This is a genomic window from Streptomyces sp. NPDC059010, from assembly GCF_042740355.1.
GTDB lineage: Bacteria > Actinomycetota > Actinomycetes > Streptomycetales > Streptomycetaceae > Streptomyces.
In genome coordinates, this window is the sequence record NZ_JBHYJA010000011.1 from 210,787 (window position 1) to 235,325 (window position 24,539).

The following is a 24,539-nucleotide window of genomic DNA, read 5'->3' on the forward strand; positions in this document are numbered from 1 at the left end:
CCGTGGTGCCCAACAGCCTCCTCACCTAACCAACCATCCACACTGTGTCCCCCCCCCTAATACGACGCGGGCCCCGCACTAACCAAAGGTCCGGCCCCGTCCCCGTCCCACCCCCCCGGCGCGGCCCAGACCCACCCACCGCCCCGTAGGCGCTACGCACGCCCCCACCACACAGCAACAGGCCGCCGCAGGCATCCCGCCCCCCACCCGAGTGGCGACCCACGCCACACCCACCTCCCTATGCCGCGTTTGTCTGATTAGCGCGTATCGTCGCCGCATGCCCACGCCATACGGATCCCGCGGCGGCATGGCGTTCGGCGCGGAGGAGCTGCGTGTGCTCCGCCGCGCTCTCGCCCTCGCCCTCCACCCCGACCCCGCCTCGGCCGAAGACGTCCAGGACTGTCTCCGCCTCGCCGAGTCGCTCGACGAGGCGATCCGCGAGGGCGCCCGGCTGCGTGCGTTCTTGGTGGCCGACGTCGCCCGCTACCGCGCCGCCCTCCCCGGCACCGCAGCCGGCTACCTCACCCTCCTCGAAGAGGCCCTCACCGCCGGGTACCGCCCCACCCCCGACGACCTCACCGCCCTCCGGGCCCTCCGCGGCAACCCCACCGCCGCCACCCTCCTGGACCGCTGCGGGCCACTCGCCGACCAGGACACACGCACCCGCCCCGCCATCCCGGCATCCCGCACCCACCTCACGGCCCTCCCCGGAGGTCTCGCCCTCCCCGCCCAGGACGCCGCCCAGGACCCCGCCAGACAGCCCCGGAAGAAGCCGGCGGAAAAACCGGCCGCCCCCAAGCCCGCCCCCGGCCCAGCCCCCGCCCCCGGCCCCGAGCGCACCCCCGCCCCGAAGCCGCCCCGCCCCATCCCCACCCCCGGCGAGGTCTTCCCCCGCCGCAAACCGACCCCGCCGCCCTCGAACCCGCCCCAACAACTGGCCGCAGGCTGACAACAGCCACAGCACAAAGAGCCGGGCGCACACACCCGGGCAGCCACGCTGCCCGGCGAGGCGCCCTCCGAACACCTCCTGAAGCCCCCCGCCCAGGCCGCCCCCACCCCCTGGCTACCCTGGACGCATGGACTACGTCTCCGCACTCCTCCCGCCGGCCGTCATGGCCGTGTTCTTCATCGGCGTGATCAGGGTGATCGTGAAGACCCAGGGCGGAGCCAACAAGGCCAAGGAGGACGCCGCGGTGGACGCGGCCCTCGCACGCGCGGAGGGCACCCGCCAGGCCTCCACGACCCCGGACGCCTGAGCCGACAGACCCGAGCCCGACGGACGTTTTCCGAATCTGGGCGCCCTTTTTGCCCCGTTCGCCAAAGAAAACGCACGTCCGGCACGCCAACACCCAGTTCTCCCACTATTGTGCTGAACTGTGCCTCGCCCATTGGGAGAACTCGAAGACGCGGTCATGACGCGGGTGTGGAAGTGGAACCGCCCGGTGACCGTTCGAGAAGTCCTGGAAGATCTCCAGCAGGAACGGTCCATCGCGTACACGACGGTGATGACCGTTTTGGACAATCTCCATCAGAAGGGCTGGGTACGCCGCGAGGCGGAAGGCCGCGCCTATCGATATGAGGCGGTCTCCACACGAGCCGCCTACGCGGCCGCCCTGATGAACGATGCCTGGTCGCAGAGCGACAACCCCGCCGCCGCACTCGTCGCCTTCTTCGGCATGATGAGCGAGGAACAACGCCTGGCCCTGCGGGACGCCGTACGCATCGTCCAGGGCCCGGAAACACCCGAACCCACAGAACCCCCCGATACACACCGCGTTACGCGCACGGATACGACCGGCACGGATACGACCGGCGCCGATACCGTCGGCACTCATAGGACCGGGACCGATACGACCGGCGGTGATACCGCAGGCACCGATACCACCGGCACCCAAACCCGCAAGCCCGATACCGGCCCAGATACGCACGCGGATACCGCCGCCGAGAACCCCGGCTCCGCACAGGAGCACCGCGGGCGATAGCGTCCGCTCATGTCAGCAGAGAGCCACTCGGCCGAGAGCTCCTCGGTGGGGAGCCCAGAAGTCACCGCAAAAGCCATCACCGTCCGACGGGCCCGCACCAGCGATGTCCCGGTGGTACGTCGTCTCCTTGACGAGTACGTCCAGCGTCGGATCCTGCTCGACAAAGCCACGGTGACGCTTTACGAGGACATCCAGGAGTTCTGGGTCGCGGAACGCGACGACAACGGCGAGGTCGTCGGCTGCGGCGCCCTGCACGTGATGTGGGAAGACCTGGCGGAAGTCCGCACTCTCGCCGTGAAGCCCGGCCTGAAGGGCGCTGGCGTCGGTCATCAGTTGCTGGAGAAGTTGCTGCACACCGCGCGCTGGCTCGGTGTTCGCCGCGTTTTCTGTCTGACCTTCGAAGTGGACTTCTTCGGCAAGCACGGCTTCGTCGAGATCGGTGAGACGCCGGTTGACACCGATGTCTACGCGGAGCTCCTGCGTTCCTATGACGAGGGCGTGGCGGAGTTCCTCGGTCTCGAACGAGTGAAACCGAACACCTTGGGCAACAGGCGGATGCTTCTGCATCTGTGATCGCCGGGGATCCGCAACCTTCCTCGGGCTTCCACAAGCTTCCGGAAGACGTATTCCGCCCCGACCGGCCATGCCCAGGTGCCCTATGTCCGAAACGCGCATGTTTCCGGACGGGCGCGGGGACCGTGAGTCTCTCCCGGGTCTCTCCCGGGGGTTTGTGTTTTTCCCTCAAAAGCGGTTTGCTTTCCGACGTACTGCAGTACTGCATATAACAGGGGACGGCGAAACGGCGGACGCCGCAGACCCCCGGCCCTCAAGTTATCGATGAAAGGAAATCCGGTGGCACAGAAGGTTCAGGTCCTTCTTGTCGACGACCTCGACGGCGGCGAGGCCGACGAGACCGTGACGTTCGCGCTGGACGGCAAGACGTACGAGATCGATCTCACGACTGCCAATGCGGACAAGCTCCGCGGTCTTCTTGAGCCTTACGTGAAGGGCGGTCGTCGTACCGGAGGCCGCGCTTCGGGTGGTCGCGGAAAGGCGCGCGCCGCTTCCGGTGGCAGCCAGGACACCGCGCAGATCCGCGCGTGGGCCAAGGAGAACGGCTACGAGGTCAACGACCGCGGCCGCGTTCCCGCGTCCATTCGCGAGGCATACGAGAAGGCCAACGCCTGATTCCAGGCCGAAGCCTGCTCTACGGACAGGCCGCAGGCTGCGCGCCCGCGCGTCGCAGCCGCAGGCGGTGGCAGTGCGTGGCCACCGTGTCCAGAACCCGTACGAGATCGGGGGCGCCCCCACCGCCCCCCAGGGCCGACAGCGTCGGCAGCGAGGCTTCGACCTCGCCCCCAGTCCCGGGGGGCCGCAGCCACACGGCGGCCCCCTGCACTGCAGCCGACCGACCCGGGGCAAGCGGCCGCACCATGCCGCACCCGGGCAGGCCAGGACGTCGTACGGCCCCCCTCGGCCCCGGATCGACGGGATGCCCCACGGCCGTGACCGGCCCCCACTCGGGTGGCAGGGGCGCCTCCATCAGGTCGCCGTCGCCGAGCGCCGTCAGGTCCAGGGGCAGTGAGCCCCACTCCAGCCAGTCCAGTGCTCCCGGCACCTCCTGCGCGCCGCCCGCGGCGATGAGCAGCCGCATCCGGTCGCCGCGGACGGCCACCGGGGACTCCGGCGTCAGATGACGCAGTGCCGCGCGGCCCGCCCCGGCCGGTACGTCCAGGACGTCGAAGCGCGAGCCCACGCGAAGGCACAGCGGGAATCCGGGTGCCCCGGGCACCACCGGCCAGCCCAGTTCGTTCTCGTACCACCGACGGACCTGATCGCTCGGATCGAGCGGCCGACGGGGGAGGGGGATCGTGGCAGGGTCCGTGGTGATCACGGGGCGGGTGCCGACCATGCCAAGTGCAACCGCCGAAAGAGCATGCGGGTTACGCTGGGTGTCCTGGCGAATGCGCAGAGTGGCGAAAAAGGGGGCGTGCGGGGGGTGTGGGCAGGCGCAAGGTTGTTCGCCCGTAGCGGAGGGAACCGGGGGGCGCGGCATGGAGTGTCAGTCCCAGCGGGTAAGACATCCCTAGTGGGAGGGGGCGACACGCAGGACAGTGAGTCTCACGTTCGCCATCGGCGTACTGATGGTGAGGGTAACCACCTGGCCTGCGGGAACATCGTCTCGCACCATCGGGTTGGAGCAGATGTCGGCGTTCGGGGTCAGGAGGCCATCGACGGTGTCGGCAGTTGGAATGAGCGGTCCCCGCTTGCGGGACTAAGCTGCGGAAGGACAGGGAGGGGAAGTTCCCCCCACTGCCTGACCGCTCTGAGGAGCGATTAACGATGTTCGAGAGGTTCACCGACCGCGCGCGGCGGGTTGTCGTCCTGGCTCAGGAAGAAGCCCGGATGCTCAACCACAACTACATCGGCACCGAGCACATCCTCCTGGGCCTGATCCACGAGGGTGAGGGTGTCGCCGCAAAGGCCCTGGAGAGCCTCGGCATTTCGCTTGAGGCGGTCCGTCAGCAGGTTGAGGAGATCATCGGCCAGGGCCAGCAGGCCCCGTCCGGCCACATCCCCTTCACCCCCCGTGCCAAGAAGGTGCTGGAGCTGTCGCTCCGCGAGGCCCTTCAGCTCGGCCACAACTACATCGGCACGGAGCACATCCTGCTCGGCCTGATCCGTGAGGGCGAGGGCGTCGCCGCCCAGGTCCTGGTCAAGCTGGGCGCAGATCTCAACCGGGTGCGGCAGCAGGTCATCCAGCTGCTCTCCGGCTACCAGGGCAAGGAGACCGCCACCGCCGGCGGGCCTGCCGAGGGCACTCCCTCGACGTCCCTGGTCCTCGACCAGTTCGGCCGGAACCTCACCCAGGCCGCTCGTGAGTCCAAGCTCGACCCGGTCATCGGGCGCGAGAAGGAGATCGAGCGGGTCATGCAGGTGCTGTCCCGCCGTACCAAGAACAACCCGGTCCTGATCGGTGAGCCCGGCGTCGGCAAGACCGCCGTCGTCGAGGGCCTCGCTCAGGCCATCGTCAAGGGCGAGGTGCCCGAGACCCTCAAGGACAAGCACCTCTACACCCTGGACCTCGGCGCGCTGGTCGCCGGCTCCCGCTACCGCGGTGACTTCGAGGAGCGCCTGAAGAAGGTGCTCAAGGAGATCCGCACCCGCGGCGACATCATCCTGTTCATCGACGAGCTTCACACGCTGGTCGGTGCGGGTGCCGCCGAGGGCGCCATCGACGCCGCTTCGATCCTGAAGCCGATGCTGGCCCGCGGTGAGCTGCAGACCATCGGTGCGACCACGCTGGACGAGTACCGCAAGCACCTGGAGAAGGACGCGGCCCTGGAGCGCCGCTTCCAGCCCATCCAGGTCGCCGAGCCGTCCCTGCCGCACACGATCGAGATCCTCAAGGGTCTGCGTGACCGGTACGAGGCCCACCACCGGGTCTCCATCACCGACGAGGCGCTGGTCCAGGCCGCCACCCTGGCCGACCGGTACATCTCGGACCGCTTCCTGCCGGACAAGGCGATCGACCTGATCGACGAGGCCGGTTCCCGGATGCGCATCCGCCGGATGACCGCGCCGCCGGACCTCCGCGAGTTCGACGAGAAGATCGCGGGCGTCCGCCGCGACAAGGAGTCCGCGATCGACTCGCAGGACTTCGAGAAGGCCGCCTCCCTGCGCGACAAGGAGAAGCAGCTCCTGGCCGCCAAGGCCAAGCGCGAGAAGGAGTGGAAGGCCGGCGACATGGACGTCGTCGCCGAGGTCGACGGCGAGCTGATCGCCGAGGTCCTCGCGACCGCCACCGGCATCCCGGTCTTCAAGCTGACCGAGGAGGAGTCGAGCCGCCTGCTGCGCATGGAGGACGAGCTCCACAAGCGGGTCATCGGCCAGAAGGACGCCGTCAAGGCGCTCTCGAAGGCGATCCGCCGTACGCGTGCCGGTCTGAAGGACCCGAAGCGTCCCGGTGGCTCGTTCATCTTCGCCGGCCCGTCCGGTGTCGGTAAGACCGAGCTGTCCAAGGCGCTCGCCGAGTTCCTCTTCGGTGACGAGGACGCGCTGATCTCCCTCGACATGTCCGAGTTCAGCGAGAAGCACACGGTCTCGCGTCTCTTCGGTTCGCCCCCCGGCTACGTGGGCTACGAAGAGGGCGGCCAGCTGACGGAGAAGGTGCGGCGCAAGCCGTTCTCGGTGGTCCTCTTCGACGAGGTCGAGAAGGCCCACCCGGACATCTTCAACTCGCTGCTGCAGATCCTGGAGGACGGTCGGCTGACCGACTCCCAGGGCCGGGTCGTGGACTTCAAGAACACGGTCATCATCATGACGACCAACCTCGGCACCCGGGACATCTCCAAGGGCTTCAACCTGGGCTTCGCGGCCTCGGGTGACACGAAGTCCAACTACGAGCGCATGAAGAACAAGGTCCAGGACGAGCTCAAGCAGCACTTCCGGCCCGAGTTCCTCAACCGCGTCGACGACGTGGTCGTCTTCCCGCAGCTGACCCAGGACGACATCCTCGCGATCGTCGACCTGATGATCGGCAAGGTGGACGAGCGCCTCAAGGACCGGGACATGGGCATCGAGCTCTCCCAGTCCGCCAAGGAGCTGCTGTCCAAGAAGGGTTACGACCCGGTGCTGGGCGCGCGGCCGCTGCGCCGCACGATCCAGCGCGAGATCGAGGACAGCCTGTCGGAGAAGATCCTCTTCGGCGAGCTGCGCCCCGGTCACATCGTGGTCGTGGACACGGAGGGCGAGGGCGACACCAAGACCTTCACCTTCCGCGGCGAGGAGAAGTCGGCCCTGCCGGACGTCCCGCCGATCGAGCAGGCGGCGGGCCCGTCGAGCGGCCCGAACCTGAGCAAGGAGGCGTAAGCCTCACCAGCTGAAAGGGGCCGGTGCTTGCGAGCACCGGCCCCTTTGGCATGCCGCCGTACGGCGGCGGGGATTACGACAACTGCCCGTTGTAGTCAGGCAGCTTGTACGTCTTCTCGGCATGGCCGCCCGACAGGTCGGTGGCGCTGTTGCCGATGTTCGCGATGATCGTGAAGCCCTTCTTCTCGATGTCCACGCGCTGGGCCGTCTTGTAGTCCGCGACGTTCTTGAAGAGGTCGCCGAAGCTGCGCACATAGAGGCCGGAGACCTGATAGCCGACGTGCTTGAGGTTGTAGTCGGTCACCGGGGCGATGATGCCCGGGCGGGCGGTCACGAAGAACAGGGAGACGCCGTGCTCCTGGGCGTACTTGGCGACGTCCAGGACCGGCTTGTTGGCCGGCTGCGGGTAGCTGAAGCCGAAGTCCGTCTCCAGGGTGGTGTTGTCGATGTCGAAGACGATCGCCTGCTTCTCACCCGGCTTGGTGTTCGCGATCCGCTGCTTCAGATCGGGGAGCGCCTGGTTCATCACCGCCTGGCAGTCCTTCTGCCAGGTCGCGTAGTCGACATCCGCCGCGGATGCCGTGGCTGCCGCAGTGGTGGCGGTGGAGGCGCTCGTCGCGGTCGTCGCTGCTTCGGCGGGGACCGCGAGGGCCACGAGGGCGGCCGCGGAGGCGGTGCTGACCGCGATGCGGTGCGCCCAGGGGCGAAGCGTCATGTGGGGGGTCCTCTCACGTCACGTGCGCTGGGTTGTCGCGTGCATGTTCGTGTGCGTGGGTGGCTGGTGGGGAACCAGCGGGTTACCGGACGGTAGTTCACGTTGAGGCGTCGCTCACAGACTCATGACGGGATTGGTTACGCAAAGGCGGAAGGGGGGCGTAGTGCCCGTCACATTCCGGGGTCTTCCGATTGCGCTGGGCGGTGACATGCCGCACAGGCGATTTGTCCGTTACTAGAGGGAATAGTGGAAACAGCGCTGCGGGCAAAAGGGGCGTAACGGCAGATAAGTTGCGGCGAATTTTGGTGTTCGCGCTGGTTCGTCCCTAATGAGGGCTCTGTCAAGATGCAGGGATTTTTGCGGCGGAGTACTAGCTTCCGTCGTAGAAAAGGGGTTTTGGGGTTTGGGGGGACGAGGGTTACCAAGGGATGGCCATCCGGCGAGTGCCTGTGCGTCGGGTGGTTCTCTCTGTCGTCGTCCCCATGAGGTTTCGCATGTCCCCGCGCTTTTCCTTCCGTTCCGCCCGTACGTCCACCTTCCGCACCCGTGCCGCTGTGCTGGCCGCCGGCCTGGGGGCCTCGGTCGTATTGGGCGCCGGGGGCGCGGTCGCCGCTGAGATGACCTCCGCCACCGGTGTCTCCACCGCCGTGCAGGCGCAGAGCGCCGCGGTGAAGAAGGCCGCGGTCAAGAAGGCCGCCGCCTCTTGGGTCAGCCCGGTGAAGAAGTACACGAAGAGCGCCAGCTTCGCGCAGGCCGGTGCCAGGTGGCAGTCCACCCACAGCGGGCAGGACTTCGCCGTGCCGAGCGGCACCCAGGTCATGGCCGCGCACGGCGGCACCGTCGTCAAGGCCGGCGGCAACGGCGCCGGTGACGGTCCGGCGTACGGCAACGCCATAGTCGTCAAGCACGGCAACGGGACCTTCACGCAGTACGCCCATCTGTCGCGCATCGACGTGAAGGTCGGCCAGGTCGTCAAGACCGGTCAGCACATAGCCCGGTCCGGCAACACCGGTAACTCCAGCGGGCCGCACCTGCACTTCGAGATCCGTACGACCTCCAACTACGGCTCCGCTGTCGACCCCGTGGCCTTTCTGCGGGCCAAGGGTCTGAAGATCTGAGTCACCGAGCCGCTCTCAGGCGCCCTGGTGCGCCTGGGTGACCAGATCCGTGGCGACCTCAAGGACAGCCTTGCGCTTGTCCTCGGGGTCGCCTTCGAGGTCCTGCAGCAGGAACATCCCGGCGTGCAGGGTGAACAGCGCGCTGATGCAGCGGACCTGGCCGACCAGGTCGGAGTCCGGGTCGATGATGATGTCCCGCATGCCGACCATGCGGCTCTTGAACATCTCGCCGATGCTCAGTTCGCGGACCGTCGCCTGGTTCTCCTGCATGAAGCGGAACAGCGGTGCCGCCTCGGTCAGGGCCTGGCTGTAGCGGCGTACGATCTCCTGCTTCGTGGCCAGTGAGTGCGGCTGCTGCTTGCCCCACTCGATCAGTTCCTCGATCGGTTTCGTCAGATCCTCGAAGAGGCTGACGATGATCTCTTCCTTGGTCTTGAAGTGGTAGTACAGGGCCGCCTTCGTGACGTCCAGGCGCTCGGCGATCTCGCGCAGGGAGGTCTTCTCGTAGCCCTGCTCGGCGAAGAGTTCGAGCGCTACGTCCTGGATGCGCTGGCGGGTGTCCCCGCGGCGCCGCTGCTTGGTGCCGTCCATGGTGCCACCCATCCTCGTACGCCTCGGCTTTCCAGAAAACTTACTTGACGCCCGGCTAGTTACGCATCTACCTTCCCTGAGTGTAGACAACTAGCCGGGCGGCAAGTAAGTAGCGGCGGGAAGCCGGGGGAGTGGGAGTCATGGCGGACATACAGGCAGCTGGTCCAGGCGCGGAGGAGCCGGCCGGGCAACAGCCCAGAAGCATGCGGGTCGTGCTGCTCGCGCTGATGATCACGATGATGCTGGCCATGCTCGACAACATGATCGTGGGCACCGCGATGCCGACGATCGTGGGGGATCTGGGCGGGCTGGAGCATCTGTCCTGGGTCGTGACGGCGTACACGCTGGCGACCGCCGCCTCCACCCCGCTGTGGGGCAAGTTCGGCGACATGTACGGGCGCAAGGGCGTCTTCATGTCGTCGATCGTGCTGTTCCTGATCGGGTCCGCGCTGAGCGGTATGTCCCAGGACATGGGGCAGCTGATCGCGTTCCGGGCCGTGCAGGGACTGGGCGCCGGCGGTCTGATGGTCGGCGTCATGGCGATCATCGGTGATCTCATTCCGCCGCGGGAGCGGGGCAAGTACCAGGGCATGATGGCCGGCGTGATGGCGCTCGCGATGATCGGCGGGCCGCTGGTCGGCGGCACCATCACCGACAACTGGGGCTGGCGCTGGTCCTTCTACATCAACCTGCCGCTCGGTGTCGTCGCGCTCGCCGCGATCAGCGCGGTCCTGCATCTGCCGAAGAAGCGGACGCAGGCGCGGATCGACTATCTGGGGGCGGCGCTGCTGACCGTGGGGATCACCGCGATCGTGCTGGTGACCACGTGGGGCGGTACGGAGTACGCCTGGACGTCCACGATGATCATGGAGCTCATCGGGATCGGTGTGGCGGCCCTGGTGGGGTTTGTGTTCTGGCAGACCAAGGCCGCGGAGCCGGTGGTTCCACTGCACATCTTCCGTAGCCGGAACTTCACGCTGATGTCCCTCATCGGGTTCATCACCGGGTTCGTGATGTTCGGTGCGACGCTGTTCCTGCCGCTGTACCAGCAGTCGGTGCAGAAGGCGTCCGCCACCAACTCCGGGCTGCTGCTCCTGCCGATGCTCGGGGCGATGCTCGTGACGTCGATGGTGGCCGGGCGGGTGACCACGAACACCGGGCGCTACAAGGCCTTCCCGATCGTCGGCGGTGCGCTGATGGTCGTCGGGCTGTATCTGATGTCGCTGATGGACACCGGGACCAGCAGGTTCACCTCCGGTGTCTACATGGCCGTCGTCGGGCTCGGTATGGGCTGTCTGATGCAGATCACCATGCTGGTCGCGCAGAACAGCGTCGAGATGAAGGACATGGGCGTCGCGTCCTCGTCCACCACGCTGTTCCGGACGCTCGGGTCGTCGTTCGGGGTCGCGATCATGGGGGCCTTGTTCAACAGCCGGGTCCAGGAGGTCATGTCCGAGCGCAGCGGGGCGCTGGGGGCGAAGGTGACCGAGCAGTCCGCGCAGCTGGATGCGGCGAGTCTGGAGAAGTTGCCGGAGGCCTTGGCGGGGGCGTACCGGCACGCGGTGTCGGCGGGGACGCACGGGGCGTTTCTGCTGGGGGCCGGGGTCGCCGTGCTGGCGCTGGTGGCGGCCCTGTTCGTGAAGGAGGTCCCGCTCAAGGGGGCGGGACCCAAGGAGGACGGGGCCGGGGACGGCGCGGCGGTGAAGGCGGCGGTCGTCGAGGCCGTCTGAGTCCGTCCGAGGTCGTGAGGTGGGCGGAGGCCCCCGGGTTGCTCTGGCGACCCGGGGGCCTCCGCCTTGGTCCTGCGCCCCGACGTCACCGTTGGGATGTCAGTGGGGCGTGCCACCATCGGGAACATGGACAGGGTGCGCCAGCTGCGGCTGGCCAAGGACGTCATGGATCGGGAGTGGGCCGATCCGGGGCTCGACCTGGGGGCCGTAGCCGGGCGGGCCGGGTACTCGCGGTATCACTTCGTACGGGTGTTCAAGGCGGCGTACGGCGAGACGCCGGGGCAGTATCTGACGCATCGGCGGATCGAGCGGGCCGAGGAGTATCTGCGGGGCGCCAATCTGACCGTCACCGAGATCTGCCATCTGGTCGGGTTCAGCAGCCTCGGCACGTTCTCGGCGAAGTTCAAGACGCGCACCGGGCTGACGCCGAGCGAGTACCGGGAGAAGCATGTCGGGCGCGGGGCCGCGCTGATACCGGGGTGCTACGCGATGTTGTGGGCCGGGGGCTTTCGGCGGCGGGACGAGCAGGAGAGCAACTCTGGAGAAGCGCCCTGACCCGCCCCCTGCCTAACGTGACGGCAAGGAACCGCAGCCGCAGCAGCCGCACGGCAGAGCAGGAGAGCAGAGGCATGATCAAGGGCCTGGGCATCACCACCGTATGGACGTTCGACCAGCAGCGCACCAAGGCGTTCTTCACGGAGAAGATCGGCTTCGAGGTGCGCAACGACCTCTCCATGGGCGAGATGCGGTGGGTCACCGTGGGCGCCAAGGATCAGCCGGATGTCGAGCTGGCGCTGATGAGCCTGGACGGGCCGGGGCTCGACCCGGAGTCCTCCGAGGCGCTGAAGAAGCTCGTCGGGAAGGGGGTCATCGGGGCCGGGGCGTTCCGGACCGACGACTGCCGGGGGGACTACGAGACCTTCAGGTCGCGCGGGGTGGAGTTCGTCCAGGAGCCTCAGGAGCGGCCGTACGGCATCGAGGCGATCTTCCGTGACGACAACGGCAACTGGTACTCGCTGACCGAGCGGAGCGAGGAGCTCGACTTCTCCAAGTCGTTCGGCTGAGCGCCCCTGCCGGCCGGTTGCCGCTACGGCAGCATCGGATAGCTCCCCGTGTTGGTCGGCGCGTGTTCCGGGAGCCAGAGGACGGCCACCGCGCCCTCCGCCGGGACATGGTCCGGGGCGCCCGCCGGGCGGATGTTGCGGAAGGTCAGCCGGGCGCCCAGCACCCGGGCCTGACCTGCGGCGATCGTCAGGCCGAGACCGTGGCCGTGGCCCGCGCGGTCACTGCTGCCGGTACGGAAGCGGCTGGGGCCCTCGGCGAGCAGGTCCTCGGGGAAACCGGGGCCGTGGTCGCGGACCCGGATGACCCGGCCCTCGACGGTGACCTCGATGGGCGTCCTGCCGTGCTTCGCGGCGTTGGCCAGCAGGTTGAACAGCACCCGCTCCAGCCGACGCGGGTCGGTCATGACCTCCGACTCGTGGACGACCCGCACCTCGATGGCGGGGTCCTTCGCCGCGACCCGCCGGCTGACGAACTCGCCCAGCATGATGTCCTGCAGCTCGGCCCGCTCCGAGGCGCTGTCCAGCCGGGCCACCTCCAGGACGTCCTCCACCAGCGTGCGCATCGCCTTCGCCCGGTCCAGGACCAGCTCGGTGGGCCGGCCCGGCGGCAGCAGCTCGGCCGCCGTCAGCAGACCGGTCACCGGTGTACGCAGCTCGTGCGCGATGTCCGCCGTGACCCGGCGCTCCGCCTCCAGCCGCTGCTGCAGCGCGTCCGCCATGGCGTCCACCGCGCTCGCGAGGTCGTCGGTCTCGTCCCGTACGACACCCCCGATGGCGTCCCGCACGCGCACGTCCGGCTCGCCGCTCGCGACCTGGTTCGCCGCGGCTGCCGCCTTGCGCAGCCGGCGCGACAGCTGCCCGCCGATGAGCACACCGAGCGCGCTGCCGCCGAGGACGACCGAGATGGATCCGATGATCATGGCCTGGTCGAGGCGGTTGAGGATCTGCTCACTGCGGTCGGTCCAGCCGGTGCGCAGCGACAGCACATGCCCGTTGTTGAGCGGTACGGCCGCCCAGATGTCGGGCGCCCCGCTCGGCGTGTCCGTCACATACGTCCCCCGCCGGCCCTCCTCGACCTTGTCCCGCAAAGCCGGCGGCAGCTCCGGGTCGTCGATCGTGGCGTTGGGGAAGTTCAGCCGCTTGGACTGCTCGAAGCTGCGCTGCGCGATCTGGACGCGCTCGTCCGCGAGGTCGCGCGCGCTGTCCAGCATCGAGACCCGGGCCTGGTTGTGCACGACCAGGCTCAGCACGATCGCCACGAGCGCGCCGACCAGCGCGATCGCCGCGCTCAGCTTCCACCGCAGACCCGTACGGATGGCGATACGGCTGTTTCTGCGCCGGCTCATGCGCGCTCCTGCACGACCATCCGCACGCCCTCCCGTGCCGGCGCCCATCCGGACACCGACCCCGGGGCCCGCGATCTCCGCCGGGTCCGTGAGTTCGACTCTCCCCGCGCCGGACGCCGCCGGGCGTCTGAACATCCCCGTCATGCCAGCCTCGCTCAGGCCTTCAACTTGTAGCCGAAACCACGGACCGTCTCGATACGGTCCTGGCCGATCTTCTGCCGCAGTCGCTGCACATGGACGTCGACGACCCGGGTGTCACCGCCCCAGCCGTAGTCCCACACGCGCTCCAGCAGTTTGTCCCGCGACAGCACCGTGCCCGGTGCCGAGGAGAACTCCAGCAGCAGCCGCATCTCGGTCGGCGTGAGCGCCACCGGCTGCCCGTCCTTGCGTACCTCCATGCCCTCGGTGTCGATCTCCAGGTCGCCGAAGGTCAGCACCGCGCCGTCGGCGGCCGGGTCGGCCTCCTCCGCCCGGTCGGGGCCGCTCGCGTGCCCGAAGCGGCGCAGCACGGCGCGGATCCGTGCGACCAGGACGGCACCGTCGAAGGGCTTGGTCACATAGTCGTCCGCGCCCGCCTCCAGGCCCAGCACCACGTCGATCGAGTCGGCGCGCGCCGACAGCATGATCACCGGCACGGTCGACTCGTCCCGGATACGACGGCACAGACTGACCCCGTCCAGGCCCGGGACCATCACGTCCAGCAGCGCGATGTCCGGCCGGTTCGTCCGGAACGCCTCCAGGCCCGACAGCCCGTCGGGCATGGCGGTGACCGCGAAGCCGTCCCGCTCCAGGGCGAGTTGGGTGGCCTCGCGGATGACGTCGTCGTCCTCGACGAACAGAACGTGGGTCTGGTCTGCCATCCCGGTGCTCTCTGTCCTCGTCTGCCGTGTGTTTCTCGGGGTTGCGCGTTGCTGCAAGGGCGGGTGCTGCAAGGGTCGTGCAAGGACAGTGTCCACTCAGAGGACGCGTGGGTCGGGCGGCGCGTTCATTCGGGCCCCGCCGACCCTCAGCCCTCGGTCGCCGCCGAGTCGTCACCTCCGCCGAGGTCGCCGTACTCGGTGCGTGTGCGGTCCTTCAGTATGAAGTGGCCGGAGATCCACTTGTATGAGATCACGTTCTCGCTGGACGGGTTCGACAGCGCGTCGTCCTTGGCGTACACCTGCTCGGTCACCACCAGGTATCCGCGGTCGATCTCCGCGTAGACCGGAGGTTCCTCGGCCTTGAACACATTGCGGTACTCGCCGTCCTGCTCCCGGTACACATAAGAGGCGACCCCCACCTGATCACCGCAGGACAGGACGTTGACCACGATGTCCTCCGCGTCCGCGCCGGTGAGCTCGCCGTACGACACGTCGACGGGATAGCCGTCGGAGACGCACGGCTTCAGCTCGCGCTTGACCTCCGACGAGACCACGGGGTCCGCCTTGACCAGCCGGACGGCCTGCGTCGGGTCCGGGGCGGCCGAGGCGGAGGGCGTGGCCGCGGGCGCGAGTGACTTCGCGGCTCCCGCGCCGCCCACGGCGTCGGCGTGCGCCGGTCCCTCGTCACGCGCTCCGGTACCGCCGGTGCCGCACGCGGAGGCGAAAAGGGCGAGGGCGACGACCACGGCCATCGCCGTGAACGCCGCCTGGAGGTTCCCCCGGACAGGTGCGGTTCCGGGGCGGTCGGATCTGGTCCGCCCGGACGCTCCGATCACCCCGAGTTCCTCGGACTCCCCGTCGGTGTCCCTGTCACTCCGGTCCGTGCGCCTGCCACCCCTGTCCGTGTGCCCGGTGCCGCCCGCTGTCGTGCCTAGGCCGCGCAACGCTCCCGCTCCTCACGCTCCAGCGCGCGTGCGTCCAGATCGCGGCTCTCCAGCTCCTCGCGGAGCCGGGCGAGCGCCCGGTGCAGCGTGCTCTTGACCGTTCCGGCCGACATGCCGAGGGCCGCGGCCGTCTCCTCCGTGGACATCTGCTCCCAGTGTCGCAGCACCACGACGCTGCGCTGCTTGGGAGCCAGCACCTTCATGATGTCCATCAGCAGGGCGCGGTCCGCGTGCTGCTCGGTGGAGTCGTCGACCGAGGCGTCCGGGAGCTGCTCGGTGGGCACTTCCTCCAGCTTGCGCGCCCGCCACCACTCGGTCCGCGTGTTGATCATCACGCGGCGGAGGTAGGCGTCCGCGAGCCGCTTGTCGGCGATGCCGTCCCAGCGGTGGTACGTCCGCACCAGCGCCGTCTGCAGCAGGTCCTGTGCGTCCACCGGGTCCGGGACCAGTCGGCGCGCGCTGCGCAGCAACGCGTCCTGCCGGGTGCGGACGTACTCCTCGAATTCGAGCACCTCGCCCTGCGCCATGTTGACCGCCTCCGATTCCCCGTCCCGGCCGGCTCGTTCGCCGTCGGTCCACTGCCTGTGCTTCGTAGTCGTCCCCGCCTGTCGGGTACGGAAAAGAAGCTACGGAGGCGTTGTCACGGGGCTGTCCGAAGCAGCCTTCGGCTAGCGCTCGGCTGTCCGTCGGTTGTGTAACGGAAGCAGGAAAGGGATAAATCGGAGGCGCGGTTGGTGTCGGTATGGGGTGATTTGTTGGCGTGGCGGCCATGCGAGAGCCGTACGTCTGCTGTGTAACGGTGTTGCAGAGCCGCCGCGCCTGTGATGTGACTGTGGGTCAGGTCAGTGGCAGCCGGTACGTCCCGCCCGGCAGCGGCTCCACCAGACCGTCCGCGACCAGACCGTCCAGGGCGCGGGCGCGCTGCACCGGCTCGTGCCACACCCGGTCCAGGGCCGCCTGCGGTACGGGCGCGTGGGCCTCGCGCAGTACGGCGAGCAGCTTGCCCCGCACCTGCCGGTCCGTTCCGGCGTACGTCTGGCCGCGGCGCGGCGGACCGTCGTGCTCCGGCTTGCCCGCGAGCCGCCACGCGCACAGGGCGGCGATCGGGCAGCGGTGGCACGACTCGTTCTTGGCGGTGCACACCAGCGCGCCGAGCTCCATGGAGGCCGCGGCCCAGCGGGCGGCGGTGCCCTCGTCGTCGGGGAGCAGGGCCCGGGCGAGCTTGCGCTCGGCGGCGGTGGTGGCGTTCGGCGGGTACTGCACACCGGTGACGGCGCGGGCCAGCACCCGGCGGACGTTGGTGTCCAGCACGGGGTGCCGCTGGCCGTACGCGAAGGACGCCACGGCGGCCGCCGTGTACTCGCCGATGCCGGGCAGCGCGAGCAGCTGGGCGTGGTCGGTCGGTACGTCCCCGCCGTGCCGTTCCGCTATGGCGACGGCGGCGCCGTGCAGCCGCAGCGCGCGGCGCGGGTAACCGAGCCGGCCCCAGGCGCGTACGGCTTCGCCGGGGGCGTCCTTGGCGAGGTCGGCGGGGCGGGGCCAGCGGGTGAGCCACTGTTCGTAGACGGGCAGGACGCGGTTCACCGGCGTCTGCTGCAGCATGAACTCACTGACCATCACCCCCCAGGGGCCCGCCTCGGGGCGCCGCCAGGGGAGGTCGCGGGCGTTGTCGTCGAACCAGTCGACGACCGGGCTGTGCAGGTCCTCTCCGCGGGGGGAGCCGGAGGGGGCCTTGGCGGGGCTGCTGGCGGAGGGTTTCGTGGGCGCAGTCATGGCTTTCCGATCCTGCCATGTTGGGGGCGGCGGGGTGGGTAGGTGGCGGTGGCCGTGCGTTTTGCGACTTCGGGACGGGGTGGTTTCCGGCCCCCGGGGGCCCGCCTGGAAGAGGCCACGGCACGTCCCGAAGAGGCCACGGCACGTCCGAAGAGGCCACGGCACCTGACGATCGGCAGCAGTGGCGCCCAGTCCCCGGCTTGTGGCGTCGTCCGGATGGAACGTGGCCGGGGCGGTCTTCGGGGCGTCACCGTGACCGCCGTCCCGTCGGCCGTCAGGGCCTCGCGGACCATCCGGAACAGCACGCGCTCGGCGACGCCGCCCGCTCCCTCGCCGGGACCTGCCCGGCCGTACCGTCGCCACCCCGAAGGGCAGCGACTGCCGCTACTACTGTGCGGGCGGCGAACTCCTCGTCTCCGCCGACCACTTCAGGCTCTGCGTCGGCGGCGAGGGGTGGCTGATCGACAAGGACATGATCCCCAGGGCCGGTCTCTCCGAAGGTACTTCCCGATCCTCTTCCCGACACCATTCCCAACGCCCTTCCACGGACCCGGAGTTCCCATGGTGATCGAGGCGATGGTGCGGGCCGGTGTGCGGCAGCGACGGCCGCCTCGGCCGCGAGCCCGGAGCAGGCGGCGATCGTGGCGCTCAGTGCTGTGGTCGCATCCGGTACCGCCCGGCACGGACGTTCCAGTGTGACAACGGACTTGAGCACCTCACTGCAGACATACGCCACAGCCGTGGCCAGAGGTGCAAGGGCCGCGATCGCGAACGCCCGGGTGCTGTCACGCCTGGCCGGCCCCCACGCGGCGACGAACAGCGCGGCGAACAGCAGCAGTCCGGCCCCCGTCCATATCCCGGCGGCGTGCTGTACCCACGTTGGGGTGCCGTGGGCGAAGTCGGTGATGCCGCGATACAGCTCGGTGTCCTCGAAGCCCATGGTCACGGACCGTAGGCGCCCGGCCGATACCGTCACATCCTGCGATCGGCAGGTGCCGCCCCTGACGGAGGACAGGGGAGCGGCGGAGGCCTCCGGGTGGTTTCCGGGATGATGATCCGGAAAAGTTGCGGCTCTGGGCGGCGGGTGGAGCCAGCTAACCCGCGGATCTCTCGTACAGTTTGCGCCGTGGGATCTCTGCGCAATCCGGTCGGGCCGCTTCCCTCCTCCATCTACTGGCGTCGGAGGGCCGTAATGCTGTCTGTGGTCGCCCTGTTGGCGCTGCTGGCCACCTGGGTGCTCGTATCGGGCGGTGGAGGCGGCAAGAACAAGGCGGGCGGGTCCGACGGCAAGAATCCCGCACCCTCGACGATCACGCCGGGTCCGTCCGGCTCCGGGCCGGCGATCAGTCAGGCCCCGGGCGGACGGGACGAGTCGCCCGGCAGCGGTGCCTCCAGTGGTTCGGGGTCCGGCGACGGCTCCGGGGACGGCAGCGGCTCCGGGGACTCCGGCGGCTCGGGCAGCGGCTCCGCGGGCGGCGGCTCGGGCAGCGGTGTCGGCGCGGGTGACACGGTCGCGGCGGACTCCTCACTGCCCGGCTGCGTCGCCGGCCAGGTGAAGGTGGCGGTGAAGAGCCGGGACAACTCGTACGCGCCGGGCGACACGCCCGCCCTGCTGCTGACCGCGACGAACACGTCCACCTACGACTGCAAGGTCGATCTCGGCCCGAAGAACGCGGTGGTGACGGTCACCAAGGCGGGCGCCGAGGACGCCTTCTGGTCCTCCGCCGACTGCCCCGACGTCGCCGCCAGCCTGCCCTTCCGCGTGCCCGCCGGGTCCAGCATCACCTACACGGTGGAGTGGGACCGCAAGGCGAGCGCCCCCCAGTGCGCGACGCCCAGCGCGGGAGTGGCCGCGGCAGGCACCTACCTGGTGGAGGCGAAGACCCCGGGCTTCGGCATGGCACAGACGTCGTTCGTCCTGGAGAACGACTAGCGGGACGCGGCTCACCAGCCAGACGTACCGCCCAGACGTACTGCCTAGACGTACCGCTCCAGAATCGAGCTCTCCGCCAGCCGCGACAGCCCCTCCCGCACGCTGCGCGCCCGGGCCTCGCCGACCCCGTCCACGGTCTGCAGATCGTCCACGCTGGCGGCGAGCAGCTTCTGCAGCCCCCCGAAGTGCTCGACCAGCCGATCGATGATCGCCCCGGGCAGCCGCGGCACCTTGGCCAGCAGCCGGAAGCCGCGCGGGGAGACCGCCGAGTCCAGCGCCTCGGGCGAGCCGGTGTAGCCCAACGCCCGTGCCACCGTGGACATTTCTAGGAGCTCGGCGTGGGTGAGGGCGTCCAGCTCGTACAGCGCCTCGTCGACCGTGCGGGACCGCTTGGCCGTCGGCTCGGGGACGTAGTCACGCACCACGAGCTCCCGCTCGGGCTCCACACCGGCGATCAGCTCGTCCAGCTGAAGGGCCAGCAGCCGCCCGTCGGTGCCCAGCTCCACCACGTACTCGGCGATCTCGGTGGCGATACGGCGCACCATCTCCAGGCGCTGCGCGACCGCCGAGACGTCGCGGACCGTCACCAGGTCCTCGATCTCCAGCGCTGACAACGTTCCCGCGACCTCGTCGAGGCGGAGCTTGTAGCGCTCCAGGGTCGCCAGGGCCTGGTTGGCGCGGGACAGGATCGCCGCGGAGTCCTCCAGGACGCGCCGCTGGCCGTCGACGTAGAGGGCGATCAGACGCATGGACTGCGACACCGAGACGACCGGGAAGCCGACCTGCTTGCTGACCCGGTCCGCCGTACGGTGCCGGGTGCCCGTCTCCTCCGTCGGGATCGTCGCGTCGGGCACGAACTGCACGCCCGCGCGCAGGATCTTCGACAGATCGGACGACAGCACGATGCCGCCGTCGAGCTTGCACAGCTCCCGCAGCCGCGTCGCCGTGAACTCGACATCCAGGACGAAACCACCCGTACTCATCGCCTCGACGGTCTTGTCGAAGCCGAGCACGATGAGCCCGCCGGTATTGCCGCGGAGCACCCGCTCCAGCCCGTCGCGCAGGCCCGTGCCGGGAGCCACGGCACTCAGTGAGGCGCGCATCAGGCCATCGGAACCGGCACTCCCACCGGACTTTCCGGGAGCTGCTACCCGGTCGTTGGCTGCCACTGCACTCCTCCGGTCGCAGGTTCTGGGGCGCTCCCGTTTCGCACATTCTGTTCGTACGGACGGGCGAGACCAGGGCAAAGTCTACCGGCGGTCCTCGTCGTCCCGTGGGGCCTCTCGGCGACGCGAGCGCGGAAGGACCCGGAGGGCGTCTCCTATGTCGGCCACTTCCAGCACCTTCATACCGGAAGGGATCTTGCCCGGGTCGCCCGGCACGAGCGCGTGCGTGAAGCCCAGCCGGTGCGCCTCGGCCAGCCTGCGCTGCACGCCCGTGACCCGTCTGACCTCGCCCGCGAGGCCCACCTCGCCGATCGCGACGAGGTTCTTGGGGAGAGGTGTGTCACTGGCGGCGGAGGCCAGTGCGAGGGCGACGGCGAGGTCGGCGGCGGGCTCGGAGAGCTTCACTCCGCCGACCGTCGCGGAGTAGATGTCCCGCTTGCCGAGCGCGCTGATCCGGCCGCGCTGCTCCAGGACGGCCAGCATCATCGAGACGCGCGAGGTCTCCAGACCGGACGTCGTACGTCGGGGCGAGGGGATCTGGGAGTCGACGGTGAGCGCCTGGACCTCGGCGACCAGGGGGCGGCGGCCCTCCAGGGTGACCGTCAGACAGGTGCCGGGGACCGGCTCGGCACGACGGGTCAGGAAGAGTCCGCTCGGGTCGGCGAGGCCCGTGATGCCCTCGTCGTGCAGTTCGAAGCAGCCGACCTCGTCCGTCGCGCCGTAGCGGTTCTTGACGCCCCGTACGAGACGCAGGCGCGCGTGCCGGTCGCCCTCGAAGTGGAGCACCACGTCCACGAGGTGCTCCAGGAGACGCGGGCCGGCGATGGCGCCGTCCTTGGTGACGTGTCCCACAAGGAGGGTGGACATCCCGCGCTCCTTGGACGCCCGGATCAGCGCCCCGGCCACCTCCCGGACCTGGGCCATGCCGCCGGGCGCCCCGTCGATCTCGGGGGAGGCCACCGTCTGTACGGAGTCGAGGATGAGCAGCGAGGGCTTCACCGCGTCCAAGTGGCCCAGCACGGCGGCCAGGTCGGTCTCGGCGGCGAGGTAGAGATGGTCGTCGAGGGCGCCGATACGGTCGGCGCGCAGGCGGACCTGGCTGGCCGACTCCTCACCCGTGACGTACAACGTGCGGTGCTCGTTGCTCGCCGACTTGGCGGCCACGTCCAGCAGCAGGGTGGACTTGCCGACGCCGGGCTCTCCCGCGAGGAGCACCACCGCGCCCGGCACCAGCCCGCCGCCGAGCACCCGGTCCAGTTCGGGCACGCCGGTGGTCCGCGCGGTCGCCTGCCGTCCGTCGACCTGCCCGATGGGCACCGCGGAATTGGTGACCCGCCCCGGCGTCGTCGTACGGACCGCGGGCGTGCCGTACTCCTCGACCGTCCCCCACGCCTGGCACTCGGGGCAGCGGCCGAGCCACTTGGCCGTCTGCCAGCCGCACTCCGTGCAGCGGTAGGACGGGCGGTCCTTCGTGGTCTTGGTACGGGCAGCCATGCGAAGAACCGTAACGGAGCCCACTGACAACGCCGTACGGCATGCGGTCGCGGCCTCCGTCTCGTCATGCACAAGCCACGGAATTCGGGGTTCCTGTCCCCGATTGAGGGATCGTTTCACCCGTATGGATTAAAACTGCTCAAGCGGGAAGAAGGCGCCACGCCAGGCCCCCTACGGTCCACGAATGATGAGCAGCAGTCCGGAAATCTCGACCCGCACCGCCGGCGCCCATCGAGCGCACCGGGAGGCGCGTGATCGTGCGGCGGCGCATACGGTGGCGCAGCGGCCGCCGGCGCGCTACGAGCCGTATCTGGACGGGCTGTTCACCTACTGCCTGTCCGTCCTGTGCGACCACGACGACGCGACCGCCGCCCTCGGTGACGCCCTTGCGCTCGCCGAGCGACGCGGGCAGCGGGTGCCGGAGGCCGCCGCGGACCGGCGTCCCTGGCTGTACGCGCTGGCCCGCTGGGCGTGTCTGCGCAAGCTGGCCGAGGCCAAGCAGAAACGTCAGGGCAGCCACGCGGCGAGCCGGCACGGCGCCCATCGGCAGACGGGCACGCGGGCCGAGGGGCCGTCCGTCGCCGAGGAGGTCCAGGAGCAGCGGCGCCGCGAACTCGCCCTGCTCGCCTGGCCGGAGGCCGCAGGCACCACCCCGGAACAGCGCGAGGCCCTCGAACTCGCCGTACGCCACCATCTCGCCGCCCACGAGGTCGCCGCCGTCCTCGGCATGGAGTCGGCCGCCGCCCGCGAACTGCTCGCCTCCGCCGCCTGCGAGGTGGAGCGCACGCGCGCGGCCCTCGCCGTCGTCGAGACCGGCGTCTGCCCGAGCGTCGCCCGCCTCACCGGCGACAACCAGCTCGTGATCGGCACGGCCCTGCGCCGCGAGCTCGTCCGGCACGTCGACGACTGCCCGCGCTGCCGCCGCACCGCCGAGCGCGCGGTCCCCGGCCGCTGGCCCGGCGCGAGCGTCACCCCGGCCGAGCTGCCCGTCCTTCAGGCCCCGCGCCCGGCCGTGCAGCAGGCACTGGCGCATCACTCACGCGCGCGTGGCGCCGCCGTACCGCGCTTCGACCGGCGTGGCTTCCCGATGGACCCGAAGGATCGTGCCGCCCGCCGGGACCGGCTACGCGCGCGTGCCGTCACCACGACCGTCGTCGCCACCGTGGTCGCCGCCCCGGTCCTCGCCCTGTGGGCCGCCTACCGGGGCACCCCGGCCGGCGAGGGCGTCGACGGGCACTCGGCCGGCGCGAGCCAGGCACAGGGCCCCGGCAGCCTCGACGGAGCGGCGGCGGGCGGCGGCTACGAGAACGCCGGCAACGCGAGCCCCGAACAGGGGGACCGTTTCGGCAGTCGCGGCGAACCGGAAGTCTCCGTCGAGGTCATCAGCGTCGGCGGTGCCGCCGGGAAGGGCGCCGGCCTCCTGGAGGTGTCGGCCGGGAACAGCGGTGACACCACGCTCGTCACCCTGACGGCGACGGGGCGCACGCCCGTGCGCTGGTCGGCGACCACCGGCGCGCACTGGCTGTATCTGAGCCGGTCGGCGGGAACGCTGGCGCCCGGCGAGTCGTTGACGATCAAGGTGTACGTCGACCATCTGCGCGAGCCGTCCGGGCGCTGGAGCGCGCGTGTGGCGATCTCACCGGCCGGCGCCGTCGTCTCCATCGAGGGCTACGGCACCGCCCCAGGCCCGTCCGGTCCGGGACACGGCCCGGACCCCGGCCCTAACCCGACCGACCCCACGTACCCCGGCGAGCCCACCGACCCCACGGATCCCACCGGTCCGGGGACCCCCAGCGATCCGCCGCCCTCGTCCTCCGAGCCCGATCCGACACCGCCGACGACCCCGGCTCCGACCGACCCCATGCCCAGCGAGCCGCCGCCGTCGTCGCCCGATCCGTCCCCCACGGTCGGCGACCCGTCGGCGCCCGGCTCGTCCGACCCGTCCGATCCGGGGGGTCCGCCACCGTCCGGCGGCAGCGGTGAACCCAGCCCGTCGACGTCCTAGTCCACGGGGCCGGGCCCGGACCGCTCAGGCCCTGCTAGTCCACGGGATCCGCCGGATGCGGTGCCAGCAACGGCAGCTGCGACGCCAGCCGCTCCTCGCACAGCTCGACCAGACGGTCGTAGCCCGCCTTGCCCATCAGCTCGATCAGCTCCGGCCGGTAGGACACGTACACCGGGTCGCCCGCGCCGTGCGCCGAGGTCGCCGAGGTGCACCACCAGTGCAGGTCGTGGCCGCCCGGGCCCCAGCCGCGGCGGTCGTACTCACCGATCGACACCTGGAGCACCCGGGTGTCGTCGGGCCGGTCGATCCAGTCGTACGTCCGCCGGACCGGCAGCTGCCAGCACACGTCCGGCTTGGTCTCCAGCGGCTCGCGGCCCTCCTTCAGGGCGAGGATGTGCAGCGAGCAGCCCGCGCCGCCCGGGAAGCCGGGGCGGTTCTGGAAGATGCACGAGCCGTTGAAGGGGCGGGTCTGGCGGTCGCCGTCCTCGTCCTCCGAGATCCAGCCGTGCTCCATGCCCTCGTCATGGTGCTGCCAGATCTCCGGCGTGAGCCTCGCCACATGCCCGGCGACCCGCTTCTCGTCGTCCTCGTCCGAGAAGTGCGCGCCCAGCGTGCAGCAGCCGTCGTCCGCGCGGCCCGCCTGGATGCCCTGGCAGCCGCTGCCGAAGATGCAGTTCCAACGGGAGGTCAGCCATGTCAGATCGCAGCGGAAGATCTGCTCGTCGTCCGCCGGATCAGGGAACTCCACCCATGCGCGGGCGAAGTCGAGCCCCTTCTCGTCCGGCTGCGGGGAGCCCTTCTTGGGTTTCTTCGACTTCGTGGCTGCCTTTGCCTGCGAAGAACCCGTGGCGGATTTGGCCGTCTTGTCGTTCTTCGCCTTTTTCGTCTTTGGCACGGGACCAGGGTACGGCGTCCGTACCTGCGACTACGAGGACGGAGGACCGCC

The 24,539-nt window shown here is 69.9% G+C and carries 24 protein-coding genes; 12 read left to right on the plus strand and 12 right to left on the minus strand.

All coding sequences use genetic code 11. The annotated features are described in order from the left end of the window. Window positions 1-307 precede the first annotated feature (307 nt). The 5 genes from ACFWYS_RS14390 (at window position 308) to ACFWYS_RS14410 (ending at window position 3,170) form a co-directional block, all read left to right on the plus strand. Window positions 308-949: a hypothetical protein gene (locus ACFWYS_RS14390; RefSeq protein WP_384767432.1), complete on the plus strand. Its 642-nt coding sequence runs from the start codon at window positions 308-310 to the stop codon at window positions 947-949. 127 nt (window positions 950-1,076) lie between these two features. After that, complete coding sequence (locus ACFWYS_RS14395; RefSeq protein WP_126394029.1) at window positions 1,077-1,256, plus strand: hypothetical protein; 180 nt, start codon at window positions 1,077-1,079, stop codon at window positions 1,254-1,256. 156 nt (window positions 1,257-1,412) lie between these two features. Next, entirely contained in the window at window positions 1,413-1,982 is a 570-nt protein-coding gene (locus ACFWYS_RS14400) for a BlaI/MecI/CopY family transcriptional regulator (protein WP_384767435.1), read from the plus strand. A gap of 9 nt (window positions 1,983-1,991) precedes the next feature. Then, window positions 1,992-2,555 (plus strand): amino-acid N-acetyltransferase, encoded by a 564-nt coding sequence (locus tag ACFWYS_RS14405; RefSeq protein WP_384767314.1) that lies wholly within the window; start codon window positions 1,992-1,994, stop codon window positions 2,553-2,555. Window positions 2,556-2,834: 279 nt separating this feature from the next. Beyond that, entirely contained in the window at window positions 2,835-3,170 is a 336-nt protein-coding gene (locus tag ACFWYS_RS14410; RefSeq protein WP_007498879.1) for an Lsr2 family protein, read from the plus strand. Between the two features lie 19 nt (window positions 3,171-3,189). Here the strand turns inward: ACFWYS_RS14410 and ACFWYS_RS14415 are convergent, their stop codons facing one another. After that, entirely contained in the window at window positions 3,190-3,894 is a 705-nt protein-coding gene (locus ACFWYS_RS14415) for an SCO3374 family protein (RefSeq protein ID WP_384767317.1), read from the minus strand. A gap of 431 nt (window positions 3,895-4,325) precedes the next feature. Between ACFWYS_RS14415 and ACFWYS_RS14420 the strand changes: the two genes are divergently transcribed. Beyond that, window positions 4,326-6,854, plus strand: a complete 2,529-nt coding sequence (locus ACFWYS_RS14420) for an ATP-dependent Clp protease ATP-binding subunit (protein ID WP_384767320.1) — start codon at window positions 4,326-4,328, stop codon at window positions 6,852-6,854. 73 nt (window positions 6,855-6,927) lie between these two features. On the opposite strand, the gene ACFWYS_RS14425 is transcribed toward ACFWYS_RS14420, so the two are convergent. Then, window positions 6,928-7,569, minus strand: a complete 642-nt coding sequence (locus ACFWYS_RS14425; RefSeq protein ID WP_384767323.1) for an HAD family acid phosphatase — start codon at window positions 7,567-7,569, stop codon at window positions 6,928-6,930. Between the two features lie 494 nt (window positions 7,570-8,063). Between ACFWYS_RS14425 and ACFWYS_RS14430 the strand changes: the two genes are divergently transcribed. Then, entirely contained in the window at window positions 8,064-8,687 is a 624-nt protein-coding gene (locus tag ACFWYS_RS14430; protein WP_384767325.1) for a M23 family metallopeptidase, read from the plus strand. 15 nt (window positions 8,688-8,702) lie between these two features. Here ACFWYS_RS14430 and ACFWYS_RS14435 read toward each other — a convergent pair whose 3' ends face one another. Continuing rightward, entirely contained in the window at window positions 8,703-9,278 is a 576-nt protein-coding gene (locus ACFWYS_RS14435; protein ID WP_384767328.1) for a TetR/AcrR family transcriptional regulator, read from the minus strand. A 140-nt stretch (window positions 9,279-9,418) separates the two neighbouring features. On the opposite strand from ACFWYS_RS14435, the gene ACFWYS_RS14440 reads away from it, so the two are divergent. The 3 genes from ACFWYS_RS14440 (at window position 9,419) to ACFWYS_RS14450 (ending at window position 12,072) form a co-directional block, all read left to right on the plus strand. Next, window positions 9,419-11,008, plus strand: a complete 1,590-nt coding sequence (locus ACFWYS_RS14440) for an MDR family MFS transporter (RefSeq protein ID WP_384767331.1) — start codon at window positions 9,419-9,421, stop codon at window positions 11,006-11,008. A 126-nt stretch (window positions 11,009-11,134) separates the two neighbouring features. After that, on the plus strand, window positions 11,135-11,563 hold the full coding sequence (locus ACFWYS_RS14445; RefSeq protein ID WP_384767334.1) for a helix-turn-helix transcriptional regulator: 429 nt from the start codon (window positions 11,135-11,137) through the stop codon (window positions 11,561-11,563). 74 nt (window positions 11,564-11,637) lie between these two features. Beyond that, window positions 11,638-12,072 (plus strand): VOC family protein, encoded by a 435-nt coding sequence (locus ACFWYS_RS14450; RefSeq protein ID WP_384767336.1) that lies wholly within the window; start codon window positions 11,638-11,640, stop codon window positions 12,070-12,072. A 23-nt stretch (window positions 12,073-12,095) separates the two neighbouring features. Here the strand turns inward: ACFWYS_RS14450 and cseC are convergent, their stop codons facing one another. From cseC to ACFWYS_RS14480, 6 genes are all read right to left on the minus strand, one after another. Next, window positions 12,096-13,562, minus strand: coding sequence for a two-component system sensor histidine kinase CseC (gene cseC / locus ACFWYS_RS14455; RefSeq protein WP_384767339.1), 1,467 nt, complete (start codon window positions 13,560-13,562; stop codon window positions 12,096-12,098). An 11-nt stretch (window positions 13,563-13,573) separates the two neighbouring features. Beyond that, a complete protein-coding gene (gene cseB, locus ACFWYS_RS14460; protein WP_384767341.1) occupies window positions 13,574-14,278 on the minus strand; it encodes a two-component system response regulator CseB in 705 nt (234 codons plus the stop codon). A 146-nt stretch (window positions 14,279-14,424) separates the two neighbouring features. Then, the gene (locus tag ACFWYS_RS14465) at window positions 14,425-15,030 is read right to left on the minus strand and encodes a hypothetical protein (protein WP_384767438.1); all 606 of its coding nucleotides are present in this window, start codon (window positions 15,028-15,030) and stop codon (window positions 14,425-14,427) included. A 179-nt stretch (window positions 15,031-15,209) separates the two neighbouring features. After that, window positions 15,210-15,749: a SigE family RNA polymerase sigma factor gene (locus ACFWYS_RS14470; protein WP_003999062.1), complete on the minus strand. Its 540-nt coding sequence runs from the start codon at window positions 15,747-15,749 to the stop codon at window positions 15,210-15,212. Window positions 15,750-16,059: 310 nt separating this feature from the next. Beyond that, window positions 16,060-16,995, minus strand: coding sequence for an A/G-specific adenine glycosylase (locus ACFWYS_RS14475; protein ID WP_384767345.1), 936 nt, complete (start codon window positions 16,993-16,995; stop codon window positions 16,060-16,062). A 274-nt stretch (window positions 16,996-17,269) separates the two neighbouring features. Next, window positions 17,270-17,935, minus strand: coding sequence for a hypothetical protein (locus ACFWYS_RS14480; RefSeq protein WP_384767348.1), 666 nt, complete (start codon window positions 17,933-17,935; stop codon window positions 17,270-17,272). 186 nt (window positions 17,936-18,121) lie between these two features. Here ACFWYS_RS14480 and ACFWYS_RS14485 point away from each other — a divergent pair, with 186 nt between their 5' ends. After that, a complete protein-coding gene (locus tag ACFWYS_RS14485; protein WP_384767351.1) occupies window positions 18,122-18,928 on the plus strand; it encodes a hypothetical protein in 807 nt (268 codons plus the stop codon). Between the two features lie 44 nt (window positions 18,929-18,972). Here the strand turns inward: ACFWYS_RS14485 and disA are convergent, their stop codons facing one another. Beyond that, on the minus strand, window positions 18,973-20,097 hold the full coding sequence (disA, locus tag ACFWYS_RS14490) for a DNA integrity scanning diadenylate cyclase DisA (protein ID WP_272124093.1): 1,125 nt from the start codon (window positions 20,095-20,097) through the stop codon (window positions 18,973-18,975). An 81-nt stretch (window positions 20,098-20,178) separates the two neighbouring features. Continuing rightward, on the minus strand, window positions 20,179-21,588 hold the full coding sequence (gene radA, locus ACFWYS_RS14495; protein WP_384767356.1) for a DNA repair protein RadA: 1,410 nt from the start codon (window positions 21,586-21,588) through the stop codon (window positions 20,179-20,181). 184 nt (window positions 21,589-21,772) lie between these two features. Between radA and ACFWYS_RS14500 the strand changes: the two genes are divergently transcribed. Further along, on the plus strand, window positions 21,773-23,593 hold the full coding sequence (locus ACFWYS_RS14500) for a hypothetical protein (protein WP_384767358.1): 1,821 nt from the start codon (window positions 21,773-21,775) through the stop codon (window positions 23,591-23,593). A 34-nt stretch (window positions 23,594-23,627) separates the two neighbouring features. Here ACFWYS_RS14500 and ACFWYS_RS14505 read toward each other — a convergent pair whose 3' ends face one another. After that, entirely contained in the window at window positions 23,628-24,488 is an 861-nt protein-coding gene (locus ACFWYS_RS14505) for a hypothetical protein (RefSeq protein ID WP_384767361.1), read from the minus strand. Between the last annotated feature and the right edge of the window lie 51 nt (window positions 24,489-24,539).